This window comes from Pseudodesulfovibrio nedwellii (assembly GCF_027923765.1).
GTDB lineage: Bacteria > Desulfobacterota > Desulfovibrionia > Desulfovibrionales > Desulfovibrionaceae > Pseudodesulfovibrio > Pseudodesulfovibrio nedwellii.
The window spans coordinates 3,239,321-3,257,336 of sequence record NZ_AP026709.1; the positions used below are offsets into that span (position 1 = coordinate 3,239,321).

Genomic DNA, 18,016 nt, shown 5'->3' on the forward strand with positions numbered 1-18,016 from the left:
ACAGAAAGTTTTCTTTTTTGAAGACTTGTCATACAGTATAAATTATTCGGTAGGAGAGAGGAGTGACAGTTATTTTGTGAGGCGTATATGCGTTTTATTTCTTTTATTCTCGCATTTTCCATTTTTGTAGTCCCTTCTTTTGCGGCAGACATATCACAGCCATATACGATTGCGTGTTACCATATCCCCTTACTTGTCGACGACGAAGAACATGGTGCTTTTATAGAGCTTTTTAAGGAAGCGGCTCAGAGAGCCGATATTCATTATACCATGCGTTTGGTCCCGGCAAAGCGGGCTATGCGGTATTTTGAAGATGGTGATGTCATAGGGATTATCCCGGCGTTACAGCCTACTCTCGCCCTTGATGCGGCATTGACTCGGCAGATTTTTTCCAAACAGGTGCACGCGTTTGTGAGAAGCGGCGATTCAATTCCCAAAAATGTTGATTCTTTGGAAGGGAAACGAATTGGTTTGACGCGAGGTTTTGCTTATCCACGTGCAATTTTGATGAATGAAAATATCGATATCGATTATGCCGATACGACAGAGGGCAGTTTGTTGAAGCTGTTTGAGGGGCGGATTGATGCTGTTGTTGCCGATGGGTACACGGCACTATATGCCATTGAGAAAGTGGGATTGTCCGGTTTTCATTATGATCTTTCCGTCATTCTTGACGAGCAACCTGTATATATCGCTTTTCAACCTTCAGATGAAGGGAGGGAGCTGGCTCGGAAAATTTCTCTCGCTCTTACATCAATGGAGTCGGATGGGACGATGGGGAAGATCCTCCCTGACATTACAGGGAATTATCGTAAATAGATTGTTGAAGAATATTTTTGTCAAAAAAAAGGCCCGCGCTTCTGCACGGGCCTTTTTATAGTTTGAATGACGGTATTACATATCCAGGATTTTCTTGGCGGTTTCATCCATGACGTCGGTGATGAACGGAATGCCAGTTTCCTTTTCTGTCTCACGGTTGCCTGAAGCGATATCATTACGGGTGATGTCGTCCAGATCGAATTTGCGTGCGCCAGCCATGAGCTGTTGCAGGCCAGCGGAGAGCTTGTCCACGAGACACCAGATGCCCAAGGCACCCAGAGGTACGCTTTTCATTTCTTCCTTGCCGACTTTCTTCTCCACATCCTGATAGCAGGCGAAGATCTTGTCGGCGGTATCGCCGTATTTGGCCACAGCTGCGGGGAGTTTGTCCCAGTTGCCGCAAACGGCTTCTTTACGTTCGGGGAAGAGGACACCTTCGATGTTGGAGCCGAGGAATCCGGGAATCATCATGGCGCGTCCCATGCAGATCAGTTTTGTGTAGGGAGCACCCATGGCAAGAGCCTTGAAGATGCTGCTTCCCTTGGCGAATCCGCCTGCGAAGGACATGTCGACGACATTCTTACCTTGAGCGGCCAGGTGGCTGGCGTATTCATGGGCCTTGGCATGCAGGAGGATGGAGGGGACGCCCCATGTTTCCATCATGTTCCAAGGGCTCATGCCGGTACCACCGCCGGAACCATCCATGGTCAGCAGGTCAAGCTCTGCTTCGGAAGCGAATTTGATGGCCATAGCCAGTGCTTCCATGCCGTAGGAGCCGGTCTTCAGGGAAATGCGTTTGAAGCCGAGCTTACGCAGATAGTTGACCGAAGTCATGAAATCGTCGTGCACCTGCTCGTAGGAGCTGAGGTTGGTGTATCCTAGGCGACTGTGACGGGCGAAATGGGTGATTGCGCCGCGTTTGTAGCCTTCTTTGACTTCGGGTTTTGCCGGGTCCGGGTCGACAAGGTAGCCGCGATCTTTCAGGAACTGGGCGTAATCAAGACTGGTGACTTCGATTTCGCCACCGATATTCTTTGCGCCCTGGCCCCATTTCAGTTCGATGATGACCTTGTCACCATACTTTTCAGCCACGTATTCGGCAACGCCGTTGCGAGTGTCCTCAACGTTCATTTGGACGATGATTGCACCGTAGCCATCATAGTATCGCATGTAGGTGTCAATGCGGCGTTCCAGTTCAGGAGCCTTGACGATACGTCCGTCCTTGATCTCGGACTCGCGGTCCACACCAACAACGTTTTCACCGACAACGATGGGAGCACCGACCAAGGCACAGCCTGCGGCAAATGCATCCCAGTATTTTGCGGCGATGAAAGTGGAGCCGAGTGCGCCGGTCATGAAGGGCACCTTGCACTTGGTTTTTTCCTTGGCTCCGAAAGATGTCTCAAGGTTGACGTCGGTGAACAGCAGATCCTGATCGGTATCTACAGAACCCGTGGCGCCGTAATTTAATCCTTGAATGCGCAGCGAGTTGTAGGAAACGCCTACGTGAGTCGTGTTGCCGCTGCCGGCGGTAACCAGTCCGAAATCTCTGGGATAGAGCATTTCACGGCCTCGCAGAGACGAGAGCCATGTCTCACATTTGCCCTGACAATCCGCTCTGCACAATGTGCACAATCCAGACTCAATGGCATTTCCACGGTTTACACTTCCAAGCACATCATTACTTTTTGACCAATTTGTCATAAACTCTCCCTTTATGCGTCTTTTGGTTTGAGGTTTTTGCCTATTATCAGCAGATTTTACCTTTGTCATCATTTATCGATAGTCAAAAATGACAAAGAAGCAGTATTTCTCTACAAAAATGTATTTTTATCGAAAAAGTTGACTGAATAAATATGGAATGGCGAATTTTCGTCGGGATTGCCGACTTTTGAAGTGTGGAACAAGGCATAGCCCTTTGAAAAAGGAAAAGCCCCAATTCTGCCATGCAGAATTGGGGCCTTAGGTGATAATACTACTGAATGTCAGTCAGGCTAATTTTGAAGTGCGATTGGCGGAATTTTATAAAAGTCAGTCGCTACCTGTGGTGTGGTTCATGCTTATTGGTTCGTAATCGTTGACGATTGGCCTAATCCTTTGGTTATGTCGTCAATGCGACTTTGACCAAAAATCGTCCGCTTTTCAAGTGCGTCATAGTTTTTTGGACGATAGAGTGTCGTAGTCTTTCTAATATGCAAAAATGAGAAGTTTAATTTTGCTCACGATTCTTCGGTCGGTTCAATTTTCAAATTATCCATTGCCCAGTTGTGCATCATTTCAAGTATCGGAAATACACTGTGCCCCAGTTCGGTCAATCCGTATTCGACTCGCGGCGGAACTTCCGGGAAGACAGTACGGGTCAACAGTTTGTCTTCTTCCATCTCTTTCAGCTGTTGGGTGAGCATCTTTTGGCTCACTCCAGGAACAATGCGTTCCAACTCTTTATATCGTATATTCCCATCATGCAGATGCCATAGAATTAGGCTCTTCCATTTTCCACTGATCAGCCCAACTGTAACTTCGACCGGGCAGCGAAATTGTTTGTTTTTGAATGTAATCATAATTTCCTTCAAAAAAGTTAATATGCAATCATGGCGAGATTACACTATTCTTACCAATTGGTTTGTCACGAAGGGGAAAGTGCCTTCTTGCGCAATAATTTTGAACGGTTATTGTTTATTGACCAAACACAACAAGGAGAAAATTATGACCTATCCAAGAACTTTTTCTCATATTGGAATCACCGTGACAAACCTTGAAGAGGCAGTCAATTTTTATACCAAGGTGTTAGGGTGGTATCTGATTATGGAACCTACCGAAATCAAACAGGACGATTCTGCAATTGGTGTGATGTGCAATGATGTTTTTGGCGAGGGGTGGGGAAGTTTCAAGATTGCCCATCTCTCAACAGGTGACAAGATCGGTGTCGAAATATTTGAGTTCCCCAACTCTGAACGCAGAGAAAATAATTTCGAATTCTGGAAGACCGGTGTTTTCCATTTCAGCGTGCAAGACCCGGATGTCGAAGGCCTTGCTGCCAAGATCGTCGCTAGCGGCGGTAGGCAACGTATGCCTGTGCGAGAATATTACCCCGGCGAGAAGCCATATCGCATGGTGTATTGTGAAGATCCATTTGGCAACATCATCGAAATCTATAGTCACAGCTATGAATTGACGTATTCTGCCGGAGCCTATCAAGACTAGTATGCTGGAGTTTTAGTTTATTTTAGACAAAAGCTATTTGTTCTAAAAGCCTCCCACTTGTTATACACAAGTGGGAGGCTTTTGATGTTTATTTAGGGTATGGTCCGAGTGGATCACTCCTAAGGGCAAAACAAATTGTTATATGCAGATGAATTTATTGATAACGATGGCGGAAGCGTACAGGAGTCGAACCTGCCCAGGACATCACTGCCCAACATTGGTTTTGAAGACCAAGCGCCACACCGGTGACGAAACGCTTCCATGCAACGAATAGGGGATAACTTCTATCAAGTTTGACGGGTGCCGACAAGCGGGAAGGATCAACCCATGGTTTGGCCCTGAATGAGACTATTTGTTTTATTAAATGTACAAGTTGTTGGTCGTTTTTATTATCCCACAAGGTTTTTCCATGCTGGTACGTGAAAGATGCAATCTTCAGCTTCTTTTTCCATTTGTAGGAAAAGCGGTATTGGCAGTGTGAGCGTTATTATATCATCTCGGAAGCGTTTGCGCATGACTTCCCGACCATCGGTGCCCATCATGCCCATCACGGCTCTGGGAGCATCCGATTCGGCTTCGGCATAGGCAAAGGCACTGATGCCACTGCAGTCTGTGCCTTGAGGGACTCGGACGGGGTCGGTTCCTTTCATGACAGAGCCTGCAAGTGTTACAAGTCCTGACAGTTCAAGTGGATTGACCGGAAAGATTATGGCGCGGATATTTTCATCATTTGAAGTCTCGTTCAGGGGCTTGAAAAGAACATATTTCTGTTTGATATCGTAGCGTGGCAATTCGTGGAGAATCCATTTTTTTGCAAGGTCCAGACTACAATGTCGACGTTCCCCATATTCAAACATGTCCTTCCAACTTTTAGGAACAGAGTCGATCCGTTTTTGATAAGCAGTTCTGTCCTGTGCGGACTTCAGTCCCTTGCTGAATAATGCAGCATGGGTTTCAAGCATTTCTTCCGACGCGTCAAAGCCTGAACCGAAACCCAAGGCGGCTCGACCGCCGGTACACAGGACGGTTTCGCGGCTTCCTCCAGCGACTTTGCCTTGTGTAGAGGCGTGGGCAAACAGATAGAGGACGCAGCCAAATTTATCTTTTTTGAATTGGAAAGTGTTTGTGGGGATGGTATCACTCCACACTACTGCTACCGGTGCAAATTCTGGCTTGAGGTTTTCGACGATGATGCTTTTCATGCTTACTCCCGTGACGATGATTTCATAGTAGAGAAGGTGTTTCCCATGGTGAATTAAGGGGCGGGGGCCGCAATTTTTTTTAAGGCATTGCAGTTATTGAAGGCGAAGTACAACAAATGATGTGTTTATTTTGTCCTATGCCTAAAAAAAAGTCCGCCATGGTGCTTGCATGGCGGACGGGATGGATGTGTTTTAAACAACATAAGTTTTTATTGAATAACTCATGGTTGGTGTCAGTTTTCGTGAGAGCCTAGGGGCCAGGCGGTGGCGGTGGAGGTAAACGAAATAGACTGAATTTACGATGACGATGGTTTTTGATCATCTCATCCAATTCTGTCTGCTTTTTCGGGGAAAGATGAACTTTTACCCTGCTGATTCCGTCATCGAGAATGGCCTTGAGTTTGGGGCCATTTTGCATACGGAATTCATACATTTTATCCATGGTCTTTTCCACTTCAATAATAATGGGAGGCATTTGGCTGTCAGGAAGATTGAGTTCATCCTGCAAGTGGCCTATAATTTTCCCTTTCAATTTTTCTCGAAATTCAGGGCCTCGACCAAAGGAATCGAAATGGTGTTTAATGACCATACCTGTCCCAAGGATCCCGGAGGCTGCCCCGGCCACGAATATGGCGATACATGCGGTCCAAATTTTCCAGTTTTTCATGAGTATCTCCTAGATCATCGATTCCATGATAGTTGGCAAAACGGCCTGGTTGCTGAGGGCTGTGTAGATTTCGCCAGAAACATCAACCATGGTCCATGTTGCAAAAACGCCGAGGACGATCGTCGCAGCAATGGCGGCAGCAGTGAGACGAAGTGCCAGTCGGTCGAATTCAAAAGTAATTCCGGTCTGACTTGTTCTACTGATCTCTGTCATGATGGAGTTACGCCATGCCGGGGTGGGGGTCCATTCCGGGCGGTTGGCATGGGCTTTTTTGAATAGCCGATGGAGATGTTCGTTTTTACGCTTCATGCGCCCCTCCTTGGATGTCACAGCGTTCCAGAAAAACTCTGAGTTTCCGTTTAGCTCGATAGGCGCGAATTTTGACGTTGGGGACGCTGATGTCAAGCATTTGAGCAGCCTCCTTGATCGTCCGTTCTTCCAGATAGGTCAAAGTGAGCACCATCCGGTCCATGGGCGACACATGTGCTAGCGCCATATCAAGAATTTCTCGGGCCTCGCGTTGCCTGGCTTGTGATTCAAATATTTCATTTGAACCGGGAGCCATTGCCGTTTCAAGCCATTGTTGACCGTTTTCACTCATGTCGCAGACCGGAGCTTCCCTGTTCCGGTATTGCTTGCGCCAGAAGTCGTGACAACTGCGCAGGGCAATGGTGGTTAACCAGTTACGAAAGGGTTTGACCGGTGTGTACCCGTTCAGACTTTTATAAGCCCGGATAAAGGTGTCATGAGCGACTTCAGCCACGTGCTGCCCCGGTACATGGGCCGCAACGATCCGTGAGACATGTCCCTCATGGCGTTCCAGCAGGAGCGCAAAGGCGTCGCGGTCGCCACCCAACACTTGGTCGATGACGAATGTGTCGTCCTGTTTTCCGGGCATCTGACCCTTTTCGCAATAAATTTATCTATCTTTAACAGGGGGCATTGCGTGGATACAAGTACTTGGTCGACTGCGTCCCTGTTTTTGTTGGCGTTTAAGCCTGTCAGGTTTGCCGCCGCTGTCCGAATACATCTAGACAACACTCTTATCTCCTGAAATCAGACAGCGGCGGTAAAACCTGCTTTCACGAGTATAATCGTTGGTGCGAAGGCAGAGGTTACATTAATGAATGTTTTTTTGAAAATCGATTGTAAAGCCTATGGTTGCACATTGTTGACGAAAGAGAATGGAAAACTTACGTGGGATTTTCATCATAAAAAAGGAGTTTTTAATGGCTTTGACATATGTATCCGCCACCGTGATGGCCAAGGACGGCTGCGAAGCCGCGCTGGAAGCGGAATTGGCGAAAGTTGTTTCAGTGGTTCGTACAGAAGACGGCTGCATCCGTTATGATCTGCATAAATCCGAATACGCCAATGTATTTCTGTTTTATGAAATTTGGGAAAGCCCGGCACATTTGGCGGCACATGGAAAGACTCCACATATGGCGGCCATGAGTCAGGCCACAGCGGACCTCGTGGCCGGTCCTTCTGAGGTCAATGTTTGGGAAGCCGTCGACGTCGCCAAGTAATCAGAACAATATACCCATATAAAAAGCCCTGAAGTAAATACACTCAGGGCTTTTTATATATGTATTTTCGCCGAAGGCGACACGGGATTCTCAAGGCCTTCGGCCTTGAGCCGTCGGAGACGAAATTATTTGAAAAATCCGCCAAAGGCGGCATCTTCAAAATTATTCAGTTGAATTGTCATTGGTAATACAAGAAATCGCAGGCCTGGGCCGTTCGTCCACTGTGAGTTTGAACACATCCGGGCGTGCGTAATGCCCTGCGATGTCCATGTCGTAACGTGCCCTGACAATGTCATCGAGATCAATCTCTGCGGAGATCAGGCCTTCTTCGCCGCGTAAAGGACCGGCCAGAATATCCCCCATGGGTGATATGATGATGGAGTTGCCGCGAATAAGAGGCTCGTCGGCAGGCCATGCCGGATCGAGATATGTTTTTCCGTTCGGCGGCCCTTGGTACTGACATGCACTGACGAGGAAATTTCGGCCTTCATAGGCTATGAACTGCATGCTCGCCACCCAGATGTCGCGAGCGTCCACGGTGGGCGCACACCAAATGTCCATGCCTTTGCCATACATAGTGGCGCGAAGCAAAGGCATGTAGTTCTCCCAACAGATGGCACCAGCCACGCGTCCGGCAGATGTTTCTACGACAGGCAGTGTGGAACCGTCGCCCTGTCCCCACACCAGTCGTTCTGTGGCTGTAGGCATGAGCTTGCGGTGTTTGCCCGCTATGGTGCCGTCCTCGGCAATGAACAGGGCGGTGCAGTATAAGGTGGAACCACCGCGTTCAATGATGCCGACGACCATGGTGGTTGTGCATCGTTTGGCCAATCCGCAGAGTTCGGCGACTTCTGGGCCATTAATGTCAACCGCTTCATTCCAATATTCGAGAAAGTCTTCGCGTCCTTCAGGGGTACGATAGCCGAGCTTGGTGCCGAAATCGGCCCCTTTTGGGTAGCCGCCCAGGATAGCTTCGGGCAACACCAGCAGGCTGCACCCGGATTCTCGAATTTGTGTTTCATACCCCAATATCTTTTCAACTGTGGCCGCAGTACCTTGATCCGAGCCGATCTGTAATGCAGCGACAATGGATTTCTTCATGATGAATCTCCAGTGGTTTGGTCGAAAAAGTACGGCAGGCTGGCTGGTTATGCAAGAGAAGAGAGAGGGGACGTCGGGCATAAAAAAAGAAGTAACTGCTTGTGCAATTACTTCTGTTTTTTCGTGGCGTCCCCAAGGGGATTTGAACCCCTGTTAACGGCGTGAAAGGCCGCCGTCCTGGACCAGGCTAGACGATGGGGACGCACTATTTTCAAACGGATTTGCTGGTCAGCTCCAATCCGTGAAGGGCGTGTTTTACATAAAACTGGAGGCTTGGCAAGCCCTAGCTGTATCTTTCTGCATTTTTTTTGAGAATGAATGATGGAGGTGTTTTTTTTCAATGTTTGATTATACGTTTTTTTAATGTATATCATTCAATAATTATTGGAATTACATATGCCGGAGGTGGCTATGAAACGGGTATTGTGGATTGGTGCTTTATTTATTGCTTTTGTACTGTTGATACCTGTGTTGGGTGTTGCGGGACAAGACAATTTGGACTTGTGGCAGAAAGGGGAGATCAAGACTTCTATAGTTCAATTTGTGGAAGAGATCGTGGATGAATCGGGTCCGTATTATCTGCCGCCGGAGGACAGGATTGCGACTTTTGATATGGATGGAACAATTTTGTTGGAAAAACCGCAGTATGTTGTTTTTGATTTTGCTGAACGTCAGTTACTCAAGCGCATAGAGGGCGATGCTTCTCTCAAGAACGTCCAGCCATATAAAGCTGTGGTTGAAAAGGATCTGTCGTACTTCAGTCACGATCCATATGCGGAGAACAGTTTGTATGCCATTTTGCTTTATGCCACGGACGGATTCACCGATGCGCAGTATAATGCTGCTCTTGCAAAGTATTTTGCACAGGTGAAGGATAAACGGTTTGGTTTGAGCTACGATAGGCTGGTGTATGCGCCCGTGGTGCAATTGATAGATTACCTCAAGGCGCATCAGTTTACCGTATATATTTGTTCCGGGTCTGATCCGCAGTTCACCCGCGGGTTCGCATTGGAGGCAGCACATATAACTCCGGAGAATGTTATCGGGACAACAGTGCTTACCACGTGGGACCGAGAGAGAAAGGACGCTGATTTTGTACGGCAGCATGAATTTGTGAAGCCAATCAACGATAAAGAGGGCAAACCTGTTAATATTCGGAACAAAATTGGCCGGGTTCCCGTGTTCGCATTGGGCAACTCCGGTGGCGATTTCCATATGCTTGAATACTCCAAGGCAGCGGCTCACAGTATTCAATTGATCGTCAATCACGATGATCCCGAGCGGGAGTATCAGTACAAGGATGAGGAAATGAGAACCATGTGCCGCGAAAATGGATGGCATGAAATCAGTATGAAAAAGGATTTCAAGGTGGTTTTTGCGGAAGTTGATGCAAAAAAATAACGTGTCGAAATAGATGAAAGGCCCCGGAGCATCGTGCACCGGGGCCTTTTTTTGATGTTTTTCAGGTTGGTTATTGGAAGGCCTGTTTCAATCTGGCCCTGCTCGTTTTTGAGAGAGTGTGTGAAGACAGGGCTGTACCGATTAGGGCCTTTGCCTCAGCCTTTTGTTTATCCGTTTCGGCGATGTTAAGAAGGTACAAATAGGCATCAGTGAATTCCGGCCATGTCTGTATGGATTTTTTCAATGTGCTTCTGGCTTGTTCTGTCTGTCCATACCGGTGTTGGGCAAAGGCGAGGTTGAATGTGTATCTGGGGTTCGCGGTCAGATCGGAAGCAGTTTGAGCAAAAGTAACCGATTCTTTGGGGGATTTCTCCCCGAGAATAACCGACAGATTATATGCGGCACGAGCGAGTTGCGGGTCTGCTTTCAGGCTGGCACGCAAAAACTTTTCGGCTCCTGCCGTGTCTCCCATTTCGCTTTTGAGTAAACCGAGATTGTAGAGAATGGCCGGATCTTCTGGCGCCAGTGGTAATGCTTTCATGAGCAGTACCTCAGCACCTTGAAGATCTCCGCCACGGGCGTGTGCCATGGCATTGTTCACCAGGGGCGGGACGGCTTGTGGGGCCAGTTCGTGCGCTTTTCCAAATGCCATACTTGCCTGTTTAAGATCCCGACCAAGCATGTAATAGTTCCCCAGATTGTAGTGTGATGTCCACATGTCAGGGCGTGCGGTCAGGGAAGTCAGATATTCCTTTTGGGCTTTATCCAGATTCGTTTTGTGTTTACCTTTGGTTATTTGCATTGGAACACCGTTTAGGGCTGCGGCAGCTCTGATACGAACCAGTCGGATTGGGTCGCCGGTTGCCACAACTAATGCCTGTGCCGCCTGAGGTGAAGGAGGTGGGCCGAGTGCGTCGGCTGCGGCAGAACGAACCAATGGTGAAGAATTCTCCAAGGCAGAGATAAGGGAAGGCCATTTTTTTGCATCTGGGCATGTTCGTAGCAAACGAATAAGCGATGTCACGAAGATGGGATCGCTTTTTTTGTTGGCAATATAAGTGGTCATTGCGGAGAGTTTGGTCCAGTCGCCCTTTCTAGCGGCGTCTACGAGCCCTGCCCGGTGAAGCACAGGGGCCTGGTAATCTCGTGTACGCCATTCTCTGACGGTTTTGTCCGCCCATTTGGCCTCCTTATCCGTATGGCAGCCGTTGCATGCGTTAGGCGAGCCGTAGGCAATGGTTGTTGCCGGAGTCGGCGGGAGCATTGAATGGTCGCTACGATCCATACGGGCGAAATGAGTTTTATGCATATGGCAGGATATGCAGGTAGGTGTATCCGGTCCGGTCGTATGCATGGTGTGTTTTTCAGGCTCTGCGACTTTATTGTCGTGGCAGGGGGAACAGGCCGAATTCGGATCGTTTTTTTGGCGGAAGCGGCCACTAGAAGTATGACAATGCACACATCCCAATTTGCCGGATTTGACACATGGGCTCAGGCTCCAGGTGGTGTGGGTATAGTTCTCGCCGAGGTCTCGGCCATCGGGATACCAGTCCGGGTCTTCCAGCGTGACAAGGTCGAAGTGGTCGTAAAATTCATCACCCGGCATGAATGCACCAGTGAGTGGGATCATCTGCGCATGACAGGGCGCGCAGGCGTCTGAGTTTTCTTTAGCTGTAAATTTCCCCTTGCCGCCGAGGATTTTTAAATCTTTGGGTACGTTTCCTTTACCGGCTTCGCGGCACACACGGTTGTGTTCCGAAGACGGGCCGTGGCAGGTTTCGCAATTGATGCCGGGTTCGGCCCAAGTGGTTTCGTAAATGCCGGTTTTCGGATCATAGTTGTTGCGCATCTGGCTGACATGGCAACCGTGGCAGGATGTGTTGAAGGTGTATGCGGCATCAGTCCATGATACGGATTCTCCGCCTGTGTGGCGGATGCCGCTTCCTGCCATGTCGAACCATTCCTTTTTGACGACATCATAGGCCAGAGGCAGCGTCTGCAGACGACCTTTGTCCATGGGGGTCAGGAAATAATAGACGTATTTGCCACCGAGAACGTGTTCAATGGTGAGTTTTTTTTGTCCCTGGTCTGTTTTCTCGATGATGTATCCTTGCCCTTTGCCTACATAAGCCTGGTAGTTGGCTTTCTCGATGGTCAGAGGGGTGGGATGTGGAGTGAGGTTCGTTTCGGCGAACACTTCGGTGTACGGTTGCATGGCGGTGCCATGGCGGGACGGTGCCCAAAGTTCGTAGAATCGTTCATGGCAGTCCCGACAGCTTTTGGACCCGGCAAAACTTTTGGCCCATGTTTGTGAAGGTGCAAGCAGCAAGATTGCGGTGATGATTGCTAACCATGTCAATGAGAAGTGTCGCTGGACTGTCGGGTATTTCATAATTGAATTCGTACGCTATTTGTGAGTGTTTGGTAAGAAAGAGTGTGCCCGCTCAGTTTGAGCGGGCACAGTGTGTCAGAGCGTGTTGTTTTATTGAGTAGGCGGTGTCAGCTTTTTCATGACCTGATCGATGGTGAAGCTGGCTGCCTTCATTCGAGGCGGGTATTCCTGGAATGTCTTCAGGAAATCCCCCACGGCGCTTTGTGCTGGGACCAGCAGGAAAGAGCGCTCAAGATACCAATCCCAATAGGAGTTGGAAGTAATTGGGGCCTGTTCATACGGGTCTGTACGAAGGTTGAACAACCAAGGGATTCTCGTGTTGACGAAAGGTTCGCTCCAGACTTTCAAAGTGCCGGGGGTGCGTTGCTGGGCAAAGACGATTTTCCAGTTGTCGTAACGCAAACCCAACAAATCGCCGTCATCCGAAAAGTAGAAGTACTCCTCGCGCGGAGGGGTTTCTATTTGATCCGTCAGATATGGCAGGAAGTTGTATCCATCCAGATGGACCTTGAAATCTTTGCCATTTGCTTTGTGTCCGGTCAGGAGTTTTTCCTTCACATCGGTTTCGCCTGCGGCGGCAAGAAGCGTGGGCATCCAGTCCATGTGCGATATGATCTCGTTGGAAATGCTTCCGGCCTTGATGTGGCCGGGCCAGCGGACCATTGCGGGGACGCGGAATGCTCCTTCCCAGTTGGAATTTTTTTCGTTGCGGAACGGGGAGGTGCCGGCATCGGGCCACGTGTTCTTATGCGGACCATTGTCGGTCGAATAGAAAACGATGGTGTTGTCGGCAATGTCTGCCGTGTCAATAGCATCAAGGACCATGCCCACGTTCTTGTCATGCTGGACCATGGCGTCGTGGTAGACTGATTGCCAGCGTCCGGCCTGCTCCTTGAGTTCTTCAGGGACATACGTTCTGAAATGCATGTGGGTAAAGTTGACCCAGACGAAGAATGGGGCGCCAGTCTTTGCCTGTTTCATGATGTAGTCGGCACTGCGCTTGGCAATGTCATCATCAATGGTTTCCATGCGCTTCTTGGTCAGCGGGCCAGTGTCTTCGATATCTTGACCATCTGCTGTTGCAAAGGAGTGGATTACGCCACGAGGACCGTAGTTCTTTTTGAAATTGGGGTATTCTTCGGGCTTTGGATAATCCGGGTGTTCCGGCTCTTCTTCGGCATTGAGATGGTAGAGGTTACCATAAAATTCATCGAAGCCATGGTTGGTAGGAAGGTGCTTGTCTTGATCACCCAAGTGGTTTTTACCAAATTGGGCCGTTGCATAACCGTGATTTTTAAGAAGTTCGGCAATGGTCGGGTCAGCTTCATCCATGCCGAGTTCTGCTCCGGGCATACCCACTTTGGACAGGCCTGTACGATATACGGATTGGCCTGTGATGAATGCGGAGCGACCGGCTGTGCAGCTTTGTTCTGCGTAGTAGTCAGTGAACATCATGCCTTCATTGGCCACACGGTCGATGTTGGGAGTCTGATAACCCATCATACCATGGGTATAAACGCTGAGGTTGCTTTGTCCGATATCATCACCCCAGATGACGACAATGTTCGGTTTGTCGGAGGAGGGCGTGACTGCTGTCGGGGCAGCTTCGGCAACAGGTTGTACCGAGTTGTCTGCCTCAGGTGTTTTGGGTTGCGTAGGAGCAGGGCTCGAAATAGTCGTTTCTGATGTTTTTTCTTCCTGCGTGTCGGAGTCAGATCCGCATGCGGTAAGCATCGTCAAAAAAAGCATAAGGCACAAAGAGGTGAGTAGCCATCGTTTCATCATATTGCCTCCCTTGTTTTTTCATTTTTAATCCGAAGTCGCCATTACGGCGGTCGGACGTCTGATATGGGATACTCTATGCTGTACACGTGTCAGCCGAATGAGTCCACTCTGTTTAGGAAAAAGGGAAAAGAATTTTTGGGGAGGGAGAGAAAGGCGTTTCGTGTGTGCGTCTTAGAAAGACAACCGGGCTGGTGCCTGGAAATGCGTAGGGCACAAAAAAAAGAAGCAACCACATTTGTGATTGCTTCTTATTCTGGTCTTGGCGTCCCCAAGGGGATTTGAACCCCTGTTAACGGCGTGAAAGGCCGCCGTCCTGGACCAGGCTAGACGATGGGGACGCATATTAAATTGGCTGGGCTGCAAGGACTCGAACCTTGATTAACGGAGCCAGAACCCGTCGTCCTGCCAATTGAACGACAGCCCAGCAGCGAGAAGATGATTTAAGAGCTAGGCCCCGTAATGTCAACTTCTTTTTTGCTTTTTTTTAGATTGCGCGGGCGAGCTTGCGGGTACGTTTCTTCAGTTTGTTGATTTTGCGGCGAATGTAGTCACGCTTGTTGCGATCTTCCAGGGCCTCTTTTTCAACACGCAGAGCTCGAATCTGCTTTTTGATTTCGCCAATCTGTTTCTTGTAAGGGGAAACCTGTTCTTCTTCGACGAAGCCGAAGACATCCTTAATTTCCTGAACCAGTGCGTCCTTGTCTTTACCGGATGCGCCGGAAATCATGGGAAGCTTGGCCACGCACATAGCACGCAGCTCTTTTGCGGTCATTTTTTCCAGGGGCTTGGTCAGGCCAAGTTCGTCAAAGGAAATTTCTTTTACGTCTTCACTCATGGTGTACTCCTTAAAATGTACTGAGGCGAAATGTTATTCCGAATCGTCAAACATTCGCCGGTAGGCCCGGTAACATCTCCCCACGGGGGAGTTCGGGTCTAGCTCATCTTTTAATCGACCTAAATTCTTAGGTCTTTTAAGTTTCCTCGGAGGCTTTGGAGCCTCCGGCCGAATATCTTCGTCCAAAGGAACTCTGCCGTTTAGCAGCTCGAATACGACTTTGTCAAAGACTTCTTCGCCCAGAAATGCGTTTATTTTTTGGAGCAACATCGGAGCCAAGTATTGGGCTTCCTGCATAATGATGGGATCTCCGGCCGCGAGGATGATTTTGGTACCCCGGTGTCCGAGAGGGCGGGCCATCGGCGCCATTTCACCCATGATATCATCCCATGCACGCCACAGCCTAACCAGAGCAGCTCCACCTGTGGTGTCCAGCTTGTCCAGAAAACGCGGCATCAGATCGCTTGTCTTTTTCGGACCAGCCTTGGGAGTGTACTCGTTGTATTTTCTCCGGTTGCGTCGCATTGTGGTGTTCACTTTTTGTTGAATATCGTGATCCGTTGGTGAGTCAATTCCATAGTATTACAAAAAGTGAGAAAACAAACAATGAGCGGAATAACCATTGATTTGATTACAGACTGTAGCAATTTCAGGTTGAACGGCTTTTCTGTGTTCGCATGAAAATTTATTTTTGATGCAAGTCGATGATGATAATAGACGGTTTCAACTCGTACGCTTCGCCGGATCGTTCCTGTTCGTCTATCTCTTTGGCTGTCTCTTCAGCCACATCTTTGGGGTCGCCGCCTTTGATAATGCCGGAGATGACACCGTCTCGTATGGCGCGATCCGGTTTAAATTGCCGACGGACGATGATCTCTTCTTGTGCATATCCTTCCTTGACGATGGTAATGAGATGATCCCCTTGTTTGTCGAGGCTGACTGAACAGGGGCTGGTGCATGTCTTTTTGCCATCGGCGTACACGTCAGCACCGATGGGGTCGGTGCTGACAGGTATTTTTTGTTTGGGCGGGCCGCAGGCTGCCAATATGCACAGGCAGGCCAAGGTCGAAATGATGCCAAGTGCTTTCACTTTTTTCTCCTCGCTACATGCATACTCTGGCGCGGTAATTGACGATAATGGCCGGGCATCCCGGGGACAGTGCGACTTGAATAGTTGTAGAACCAATTGAAGGCTGCGCTGGTTCCTCGCTGGAGGAATATTGCGCCATAATAATGATATCGGATTCATCCCATCGTGCCTGCTTGAGAATTTCCGTGTACGGGATGCCTTCCCAACAATGATATGTGTGGCTAATTCCGTCCAAGGCTTTTGCATACCGTTTTTTCATGCGTTCCATGGCTTTGTCGATGAATATGTCCATTTTCTGCATGTAGTATTTAGGATTGGGACGAGTTTGGCCCACGTCGAGCACATGGAAGATATCCAGATGCGCGCTGTTGGTGCGGGCGAGTTGTGTCGCATAGCAAAGAGCCGAATCCGAGGGTGTTGAGAAGTCGGTCGCCATGAGGACGCGCTTGATATCCGCCCCCTTGGGCATTTCATTGGTCACCACCATGACCGGACAGAAGACGTTAGCGCAAACTTTACGGATGGAGGTGTCCACCACCCCCCACATGCGATCAGGACGGTGCATGCCAGATGTGTGATGCCCCATGACGATCAGGTCTATGCCTTCCGAATGGATGATCTTGAGAAGTTGTTCGTCCACGGTGCCGGCAACTACTCTGATGGAGTGGTTGGGGATATCCTTGAGATCTTCGGCATAGTACTTGGCTATCTTGTTTCGAGTGGATTCGATGAGTTCCTTTTCCGGGATGGTCTCCTCAAAGGAACACCATGCGTCTTTGCCCAGAGGAAGGGCGTGGAACAGGATTAATTCGGCCCCGCGTTTTCGGGCAAGATCAAAGGCCGCTTTGGGCGCGGTTTGTGTATCGATCTGAGGGGTCACTGCCAGAAGTATTTTCTTGAACATATTGCCTCCATCGCGTCGCCGAGGTGTCGTTTCTACATACCGCCAATCGGCTTTGACGGTGTCCATTGTTACTGTCGCAATTCCATAGGAGTAGTACAAACATTATCAGATGATTGCGGCCAATGTCACCCACGATGCCTAAAAAAAAGAAAGCCCTGCCGAAGCAGGGCTTTCCCTTGATATTGATTAATTTTTTTATTGTGAGCTGTCAGTAGCCTCTTCTGCTTCGTGCTTCTTTTCAGCTCCTTCCAGAAATTCGAGAGCATCCAATCCGGCTGCAACGGGATTGACGTGCACACCCACGCTGGTGGAACTGGATGAGGAATGCTGCGACATGGACCCATCCTTGTTGTAATGAGTGGAAGTATGCGAATGGTGGCTCACTTCTTTTTCAGTACCAACGGTTGGTGCAGCAATGGCGGCTTCTTTGAGGACCTCTTCGCCAACACCTGCGGGGTCATCTTCAATGGCGGAGCCGATGGTGACCGGTTCAGTGGTTTTTACCGTCGCCTGTTGGGATTGTGTGGCGGCAGTGGCCGGAGCCGTTCCGTTTTCTGGGACCAGAGAGACGACGACAGAGCTTGGGGTCAGGACATATGCGTTGCCGCTTGCCTCATCCTGTTCCGCTGTAAGGAGTGCGTTGGTAATAGAGCCTTCGACAGAGCTGCCCATGGATGAACTGGACATGCCAGATTGGACGGCATCGCGTGTCACGCCGCCTGTGTCGTATTTCTGAGATATTTGAACATCGGCCTGTTTGTAACCGGATTTCTTTAAAGTAAGGATGTGTGCCTGGGTTTTTTCCAGTTCTACGGAACACGGAGTGGTGCACGTTTGCATACCGTCTGCGAAAACCTGAGCACCACTGGGGTTGCTGGACACTGGGATGTTTTGTGTTGCGACGCCACAACCCATAAGGGGAAGTGCTGCCAGAGTAAGGGACAGGGCAATTCGAGTGTATCTTTTCATCATTCCTCCGGTAGTAGTATAGAACCCCTATAGTCTATGCCACTGAACAGGGCAACGGAAAGTCTCTCATCAGGACTTGACCGGCTGCCGCTACTTGGGGTAGGTAGTTTTTATTCCG

At 49.2% G+C, this 18,016-nt stretch carries 18 protein-coding genes and 4 tRNA genes; 4 read left to right on the top strand and 18 right to left on the bottom strand.

Annotated elements, in window-relative coordinates; translation table 11 throughout:
• Positions 1-87 precede the first annotated feature (87 nt).
• Positions 88-819, top strand: coding sequence for a substrate-binding periplasmic protein (locus tag SYK_RS15090; protein ID WP_281761099.1), 732 nt, complete (start codon positions 88-90; stop codon positions 817-819).
• A gap of 75 nt (positions 820-894) precedes the next feature.
• On the opposite strand, the gene SYK_RS15095 is transcribed toward SYK_RS15090, so the two are convergent.
• Complete coding sequence (locus tag SYK_RS15095; RefSeq protein ID WP_281761100.1) at positions 895-2,523, bottom strand: glutamate synthase-related protein; 1,629 nt, start codon at positions 2,521-2,523, stop codon at positions 895-897.
• Between the two features lie 515 nt (positions 2,524-3,038).
• Positions 3,039-3,380: a winged helix-turn-helix transcriptional regulator gene (locus SYK_RS15100; RefSeq protein ID WP_281761101.1), complete on the bottom strand. Its 342-nt coding sequence runs from the start codon at positions 3,378-3,380 to the stop codon at positions 3,039-3,041.
• A 145-nt stretch (positions 3,381-3,525) separates the two neighbouring features.
• Here SYK_RS15100 and SYK_RS15105 point away from each other — a divergent pair, with 145 nt between their 5' ends.
• Positions 3,526-4,023: a lactoylglutathione lyase family protein gene (locus SYK_RS15105; protein ID WP_281761102.1), complete on the top strand. Its 498-nt coding sequence runs from the start codon at positions 3,526-3,528 to the stop codon at positions 4,021-4,023.
• 167 nt (positions 4,024-4,190) lie between these two features.
• Here SYK_RS15105 and SYK_RS15110 read toward each other — a convergent pair.
• From SYK_RS15110 to SYK_RS15130, 5 genes are all read right to left on the bottom strand, one after another.
• Positions 4,191-4,284 (bottom strand) — tRNA-Sec (locus SYK_RS15110).
• A gap of 128 nt (positions 4,285-4,412) precedes the next feature.
• Positions 4,413-5,225: a DUF169 domain-containing protein gene (locus SYK_RS15115; protein WP_281761103.1), complete on the bottom strand. Its 813-nt coding sequence runs from the start codon at positions 5,223-5,225 to the stop codon at positions 4,413-4,415.
• A gap of 250 nt (positions 5,226-5,475) precedes the next feature.
• The gene (locus SYK_RS15120; RefSeq protein WP_281761104.1) at positions 5,476-5,892 is read right to left on the bottom strand and encodes a hypothetical protein; all 417 of its coding nucleotides are present in this window, start codon (positions 5,890-5,892) and stop codon (positions 5,476-5,478) included.
• Positions 5,893-5,901: 9 nt separating this feature from the next.
• The gene (locus SYK_RS15125; RefSeq protein WP_281761105.1) at positions 5,902-6,201 is read right to left on the bottom strand and encodes a hypothetical protein; all 300 of its coding nucleotides are present in this window, start codon (positions 6,199-6,201) and stop codon (positions 5,902-5,904) included.
• Positions 6,191-6,790 carry an RNA polymerase sigma factor gene (locus tag SYK_RS15130; protein WP_281761106.1) on the bottom strand — a complete coding sequence of 200 codons (600 nt, stop codon included), beginning with the start codon at positions 6,788-6,790 and terminating at the stop codon, positions 6,191-6,193. The genes SYK_RS15125 and SYK_RS15130 overlap by 11 nt, the downstream gene beginning before the upstream one ends.
• 331 nt (positions 6,791-7,121) lie before the next feature.
• On the opposite strand from SYK_RS15130, the gene SYK_RS15135 reads away from it, so the two are divergent.
• Positions 7,122-7,421, top strand: coding sequence for a putative quinol monooxygenase (locus SYK_RS15135; RefSeq protein WP_281761107.1), 300 nt, complete (start codon positions 7,122-7,124; stop codon positions 7,419-7,421).
• A 162-nt stretch (positions 7,422-7,583) separates the two neighbouring features.
• Here SYK_RS15135 and SYK_RS15140 read toward each other — a convergent pair whose 3' ends face one another.
• Together SYK_RS15140 and SYK_RS15145 are read right to left on the bottom strand one after the other, a co-directional pair.
• Positions 7,584-8,522: a carbon-nitrogen hydrolase family protein gene (locus tag SYK_RS15140; protein ID WP_281761108.1), complete on the bottom strand. Its 939-nt coding sequence runs from the start codon at positions 8,520-8,522 to the stop codon at positions 7,584-7,586.
• A 124-nt stretch (positions 8,523-8,646) separates the two neighbouring features.
• A tRNA-Glu gene (locus tag SYK_RS15145) sits at positions 8,647-8,724 on the bottom strand.
• 209 nt (positions 8,725-8,933) lie between these two features.
• Between SYK_RS15145 and SYK_RS15150 the strand changes: the two genes are divergently transcribed.
• Positions 8,934-9,923: an HAD family hydrolase gene (locus tag SYK_RS15150; protein ID WP_281761109.1), complete on the top strand. Its 990-nt coding sequence runs from the start codon at positions 8,934-8,936 to the stop codon at positions 9,921-9,923.
• 70 nt (positions 9,924-9,993) lie between these two features.
• On the opposite strand, the gene SYK_RS15155 is transcribed toward SYK_RS15150, so the two are convergent.
• From SYK_RS15155 to SYK_RS15195, 9 genes are all read right to left on the bottom strand, one after another.
• A complete protein-coding gene (locus tag SYK_RS15155; RefSeq protein WP_281761110.1) occupies positions 9,994-12,315 on the bottom strand; it encodes a tetratricopeptide repeat protein in 2,322 nt (773 codons plus the stop codon).
• A gap of 90 nt (positions 12,316-12,405) precedes the next feature.
• The gene (locus tag SYK_RS15160; RefSeq protein WP_281761111.1) at positions 12,406-14,100 is read right to left on the bottom strand and encodes an arylsulfatase; all 1,695 of its coding nucleotides are present in this window, start codon (positions 14,098-14,100) and stop codon (positions 12,406-12,408) included.
• A 260-nt stretch (positions 14,101-14,360) separates the two neighbouring features.
• A tRNA-Glu gene (locus tag SYK_RS15165) sits at positions 14,361-14,438 on the bottom strand.
• An 11-nt stretch (positions 14,439-14,449) separates the two neighbouring features.
• A tRNA-Gln gene (locus tag SYK_RS15170) sits at positions 14,450-14,524 on the bottom strand.
• A 60-nt stretch (positions 14,525-14,584) separates the two neighbouring features.
• Positions 14,585-14,935 carry a hypothetical protein gene (locus tag SYK_RS15175; protein WP_281761112.1) on the bottom strand — a complete coding sequence of 117 codons (351 nt, stop codon included), beginning with the start codon at positions 14,933-14,935 and terminating at the stop codon, positions 14,585-14,587.
• Positions 14,936-14,968: 33 nt separating this feature from the next.
• Positions 14,969-15,472: a DciA family protein gene (locus SYK_RS15180; RefSeq protein ID WP_281761113.1), complete on the bottom strand. Its 504-nt coding sequence runs from the start codon at positions 15,470-15,472 to the stop codon at positions 14,969-14,971.
• Between the two features lie 148 nt (positions 15,473-15,620).
• Positions 15,621-16,025 carry a PEGA domain-containing protein gene (locus SYK_RS15185; protein ID WP_281761114.1) on the bottom strand — a complete coding sequence of 135 codons (405 nt, stop codon included), beginning with the start codon at positions 16,023-16,025 and terminating at the stop codon, positions 15,621-15,623.
• A 13-nt stretch (positions 16,026-16,038) separates the two neighbouring features.
• Positions 16,039-16,929, bottom strand: coding sequence for a universal stress protein (locus SYK_RS15190; protein ID WP_281761115.1), 891 nt, complete (start codon positions 16,927-16,929; stop codon positions 16,039-16,041).
• 195 nt (positions 16,930-17,124) lie between these two features.
• On the bottom strand, positions 17,125-17,898 hold the full coding sequence (locus tag SYK_RS15195; RefSeq protein WP_281761116.1) for a PEGA domain-containing protein: 774 nt from the start codon (positions 17,896-17,898) through the stop codon (positions 17,125-17,127).
• Between the last annotated feature and the right edge of the window lie 118 nt (positions 17,899-18,016).

Bases quoted from the DNA above. Each gene is read 5' to 3' on its own strand.
- SYK_RS15090 (WP_281761099.1), top strand. From the start codon at position 88: ATGCGTTTTATTTCTTTTATTCTCGCATTTTCCATTTTTGTAGTCCCT.
- SYK_RS15095 (WP_281761100.1), bottom strand. From the start codon at position 2,523: ATGACAAATTGGTCAAAAAGTAATGATGTGCTTGGAAGTGTAAACCGT.
- SYK_RS15100 (WP_281761101.1), bottom strand. From the start codon at position 3,380: ATGATTACATTCAAAAACAAACAATTTCGCTGCCCGGTCGAAGTTACA.
- SYK_RS15105 (WP_281761102.1), top strand. From the start codon at position 3,526: ATGACCTATCCAAGAACTTTTTCTCATATTGGAATCACCGTGACAAAC.
- SYK_RS15115 (WP_281761103.1), bottom strand. From the start codon at position 5,225: ATGAAAAGCATCATCGTCGAAAACCTCAAGCCAGAATTTGCACCGGTA.
- SYK_RS15120 (WP_281761104.1), bottom strand. From the start codon at position 5,892: ATGAAAAACTGGAAAATTTGGACCGCATGTATCGCCATATTCGTGGCC.
- SYK_RS15125 (WP_281761105.1), bottom strand. From the start codon at position 6,201: ATGAAGCGTAAAAACGAACATCTCCATCGGCTATTCAAAAAAGCCCAT.
- SYK_RS15130 (WP_281761106.1), bottom strand. From the start codon at position 6,790: ATGCCCGGAAAACAGGACGACACATTCGTCATCGACCAAGTGTTGGGT.
- SYK_RS15135 (WP_281761107.1), top strand. From the start codon at position 7,122: ATGGCTTTGACATATGTATCCGCCACCGTGATGGCCAAGGACGGCTGC.
- SYK_RS15140 (WP_281761108.1), bottom strand. From the start codon at position 8,522: ATGAAGAAATCCATTGTCGCTGCATTACAGATCGGCTCGGATCAAGGT.
- SYK_RS15150 (WP_281761109.1), top strand. From the start codon at position 8,934: ATGAAACGGGTATTGTGGATTGGTGCTTTATTTATTGCTTTTGTACTG.
- SYK_RS15155 (WP_281761110.1), bottom strand. From the start codon at position 12,315: ATGAAATACCCGACAGTCCAGCGACACTTCTCATTGACATGGTTAGCA.
- SYK_RS15160 (WP_281761111.1), bottom strand. From the start codon at position 14,100: ATGATGAAACGATGGCTACTCACCTCTTTGTGCCTTATGCTTTTTTTG.
- SYK_RS15175 (WP_281761112.1), bottom strand. From the start codon at position 14,935: ATGAGTGAAGACGTAAAAGAAATTTCCTTTGACGAACTTGGCCTGACC.
- SYK_RS15190 (WP_281761115.1), bottom strand. From the start codon at position 16,929: ATGTTCAAGAAAATACTTCTGGCAGTGACCCCTCAGATCGATACACAA.
- SYK_RS15195 (WP_281761116.1), bottom strand. From the start codon at position 17,898: ATGAAAAGATACACTCGAATTGCCCTGTCCCTTACTCTGGCAGCACTT.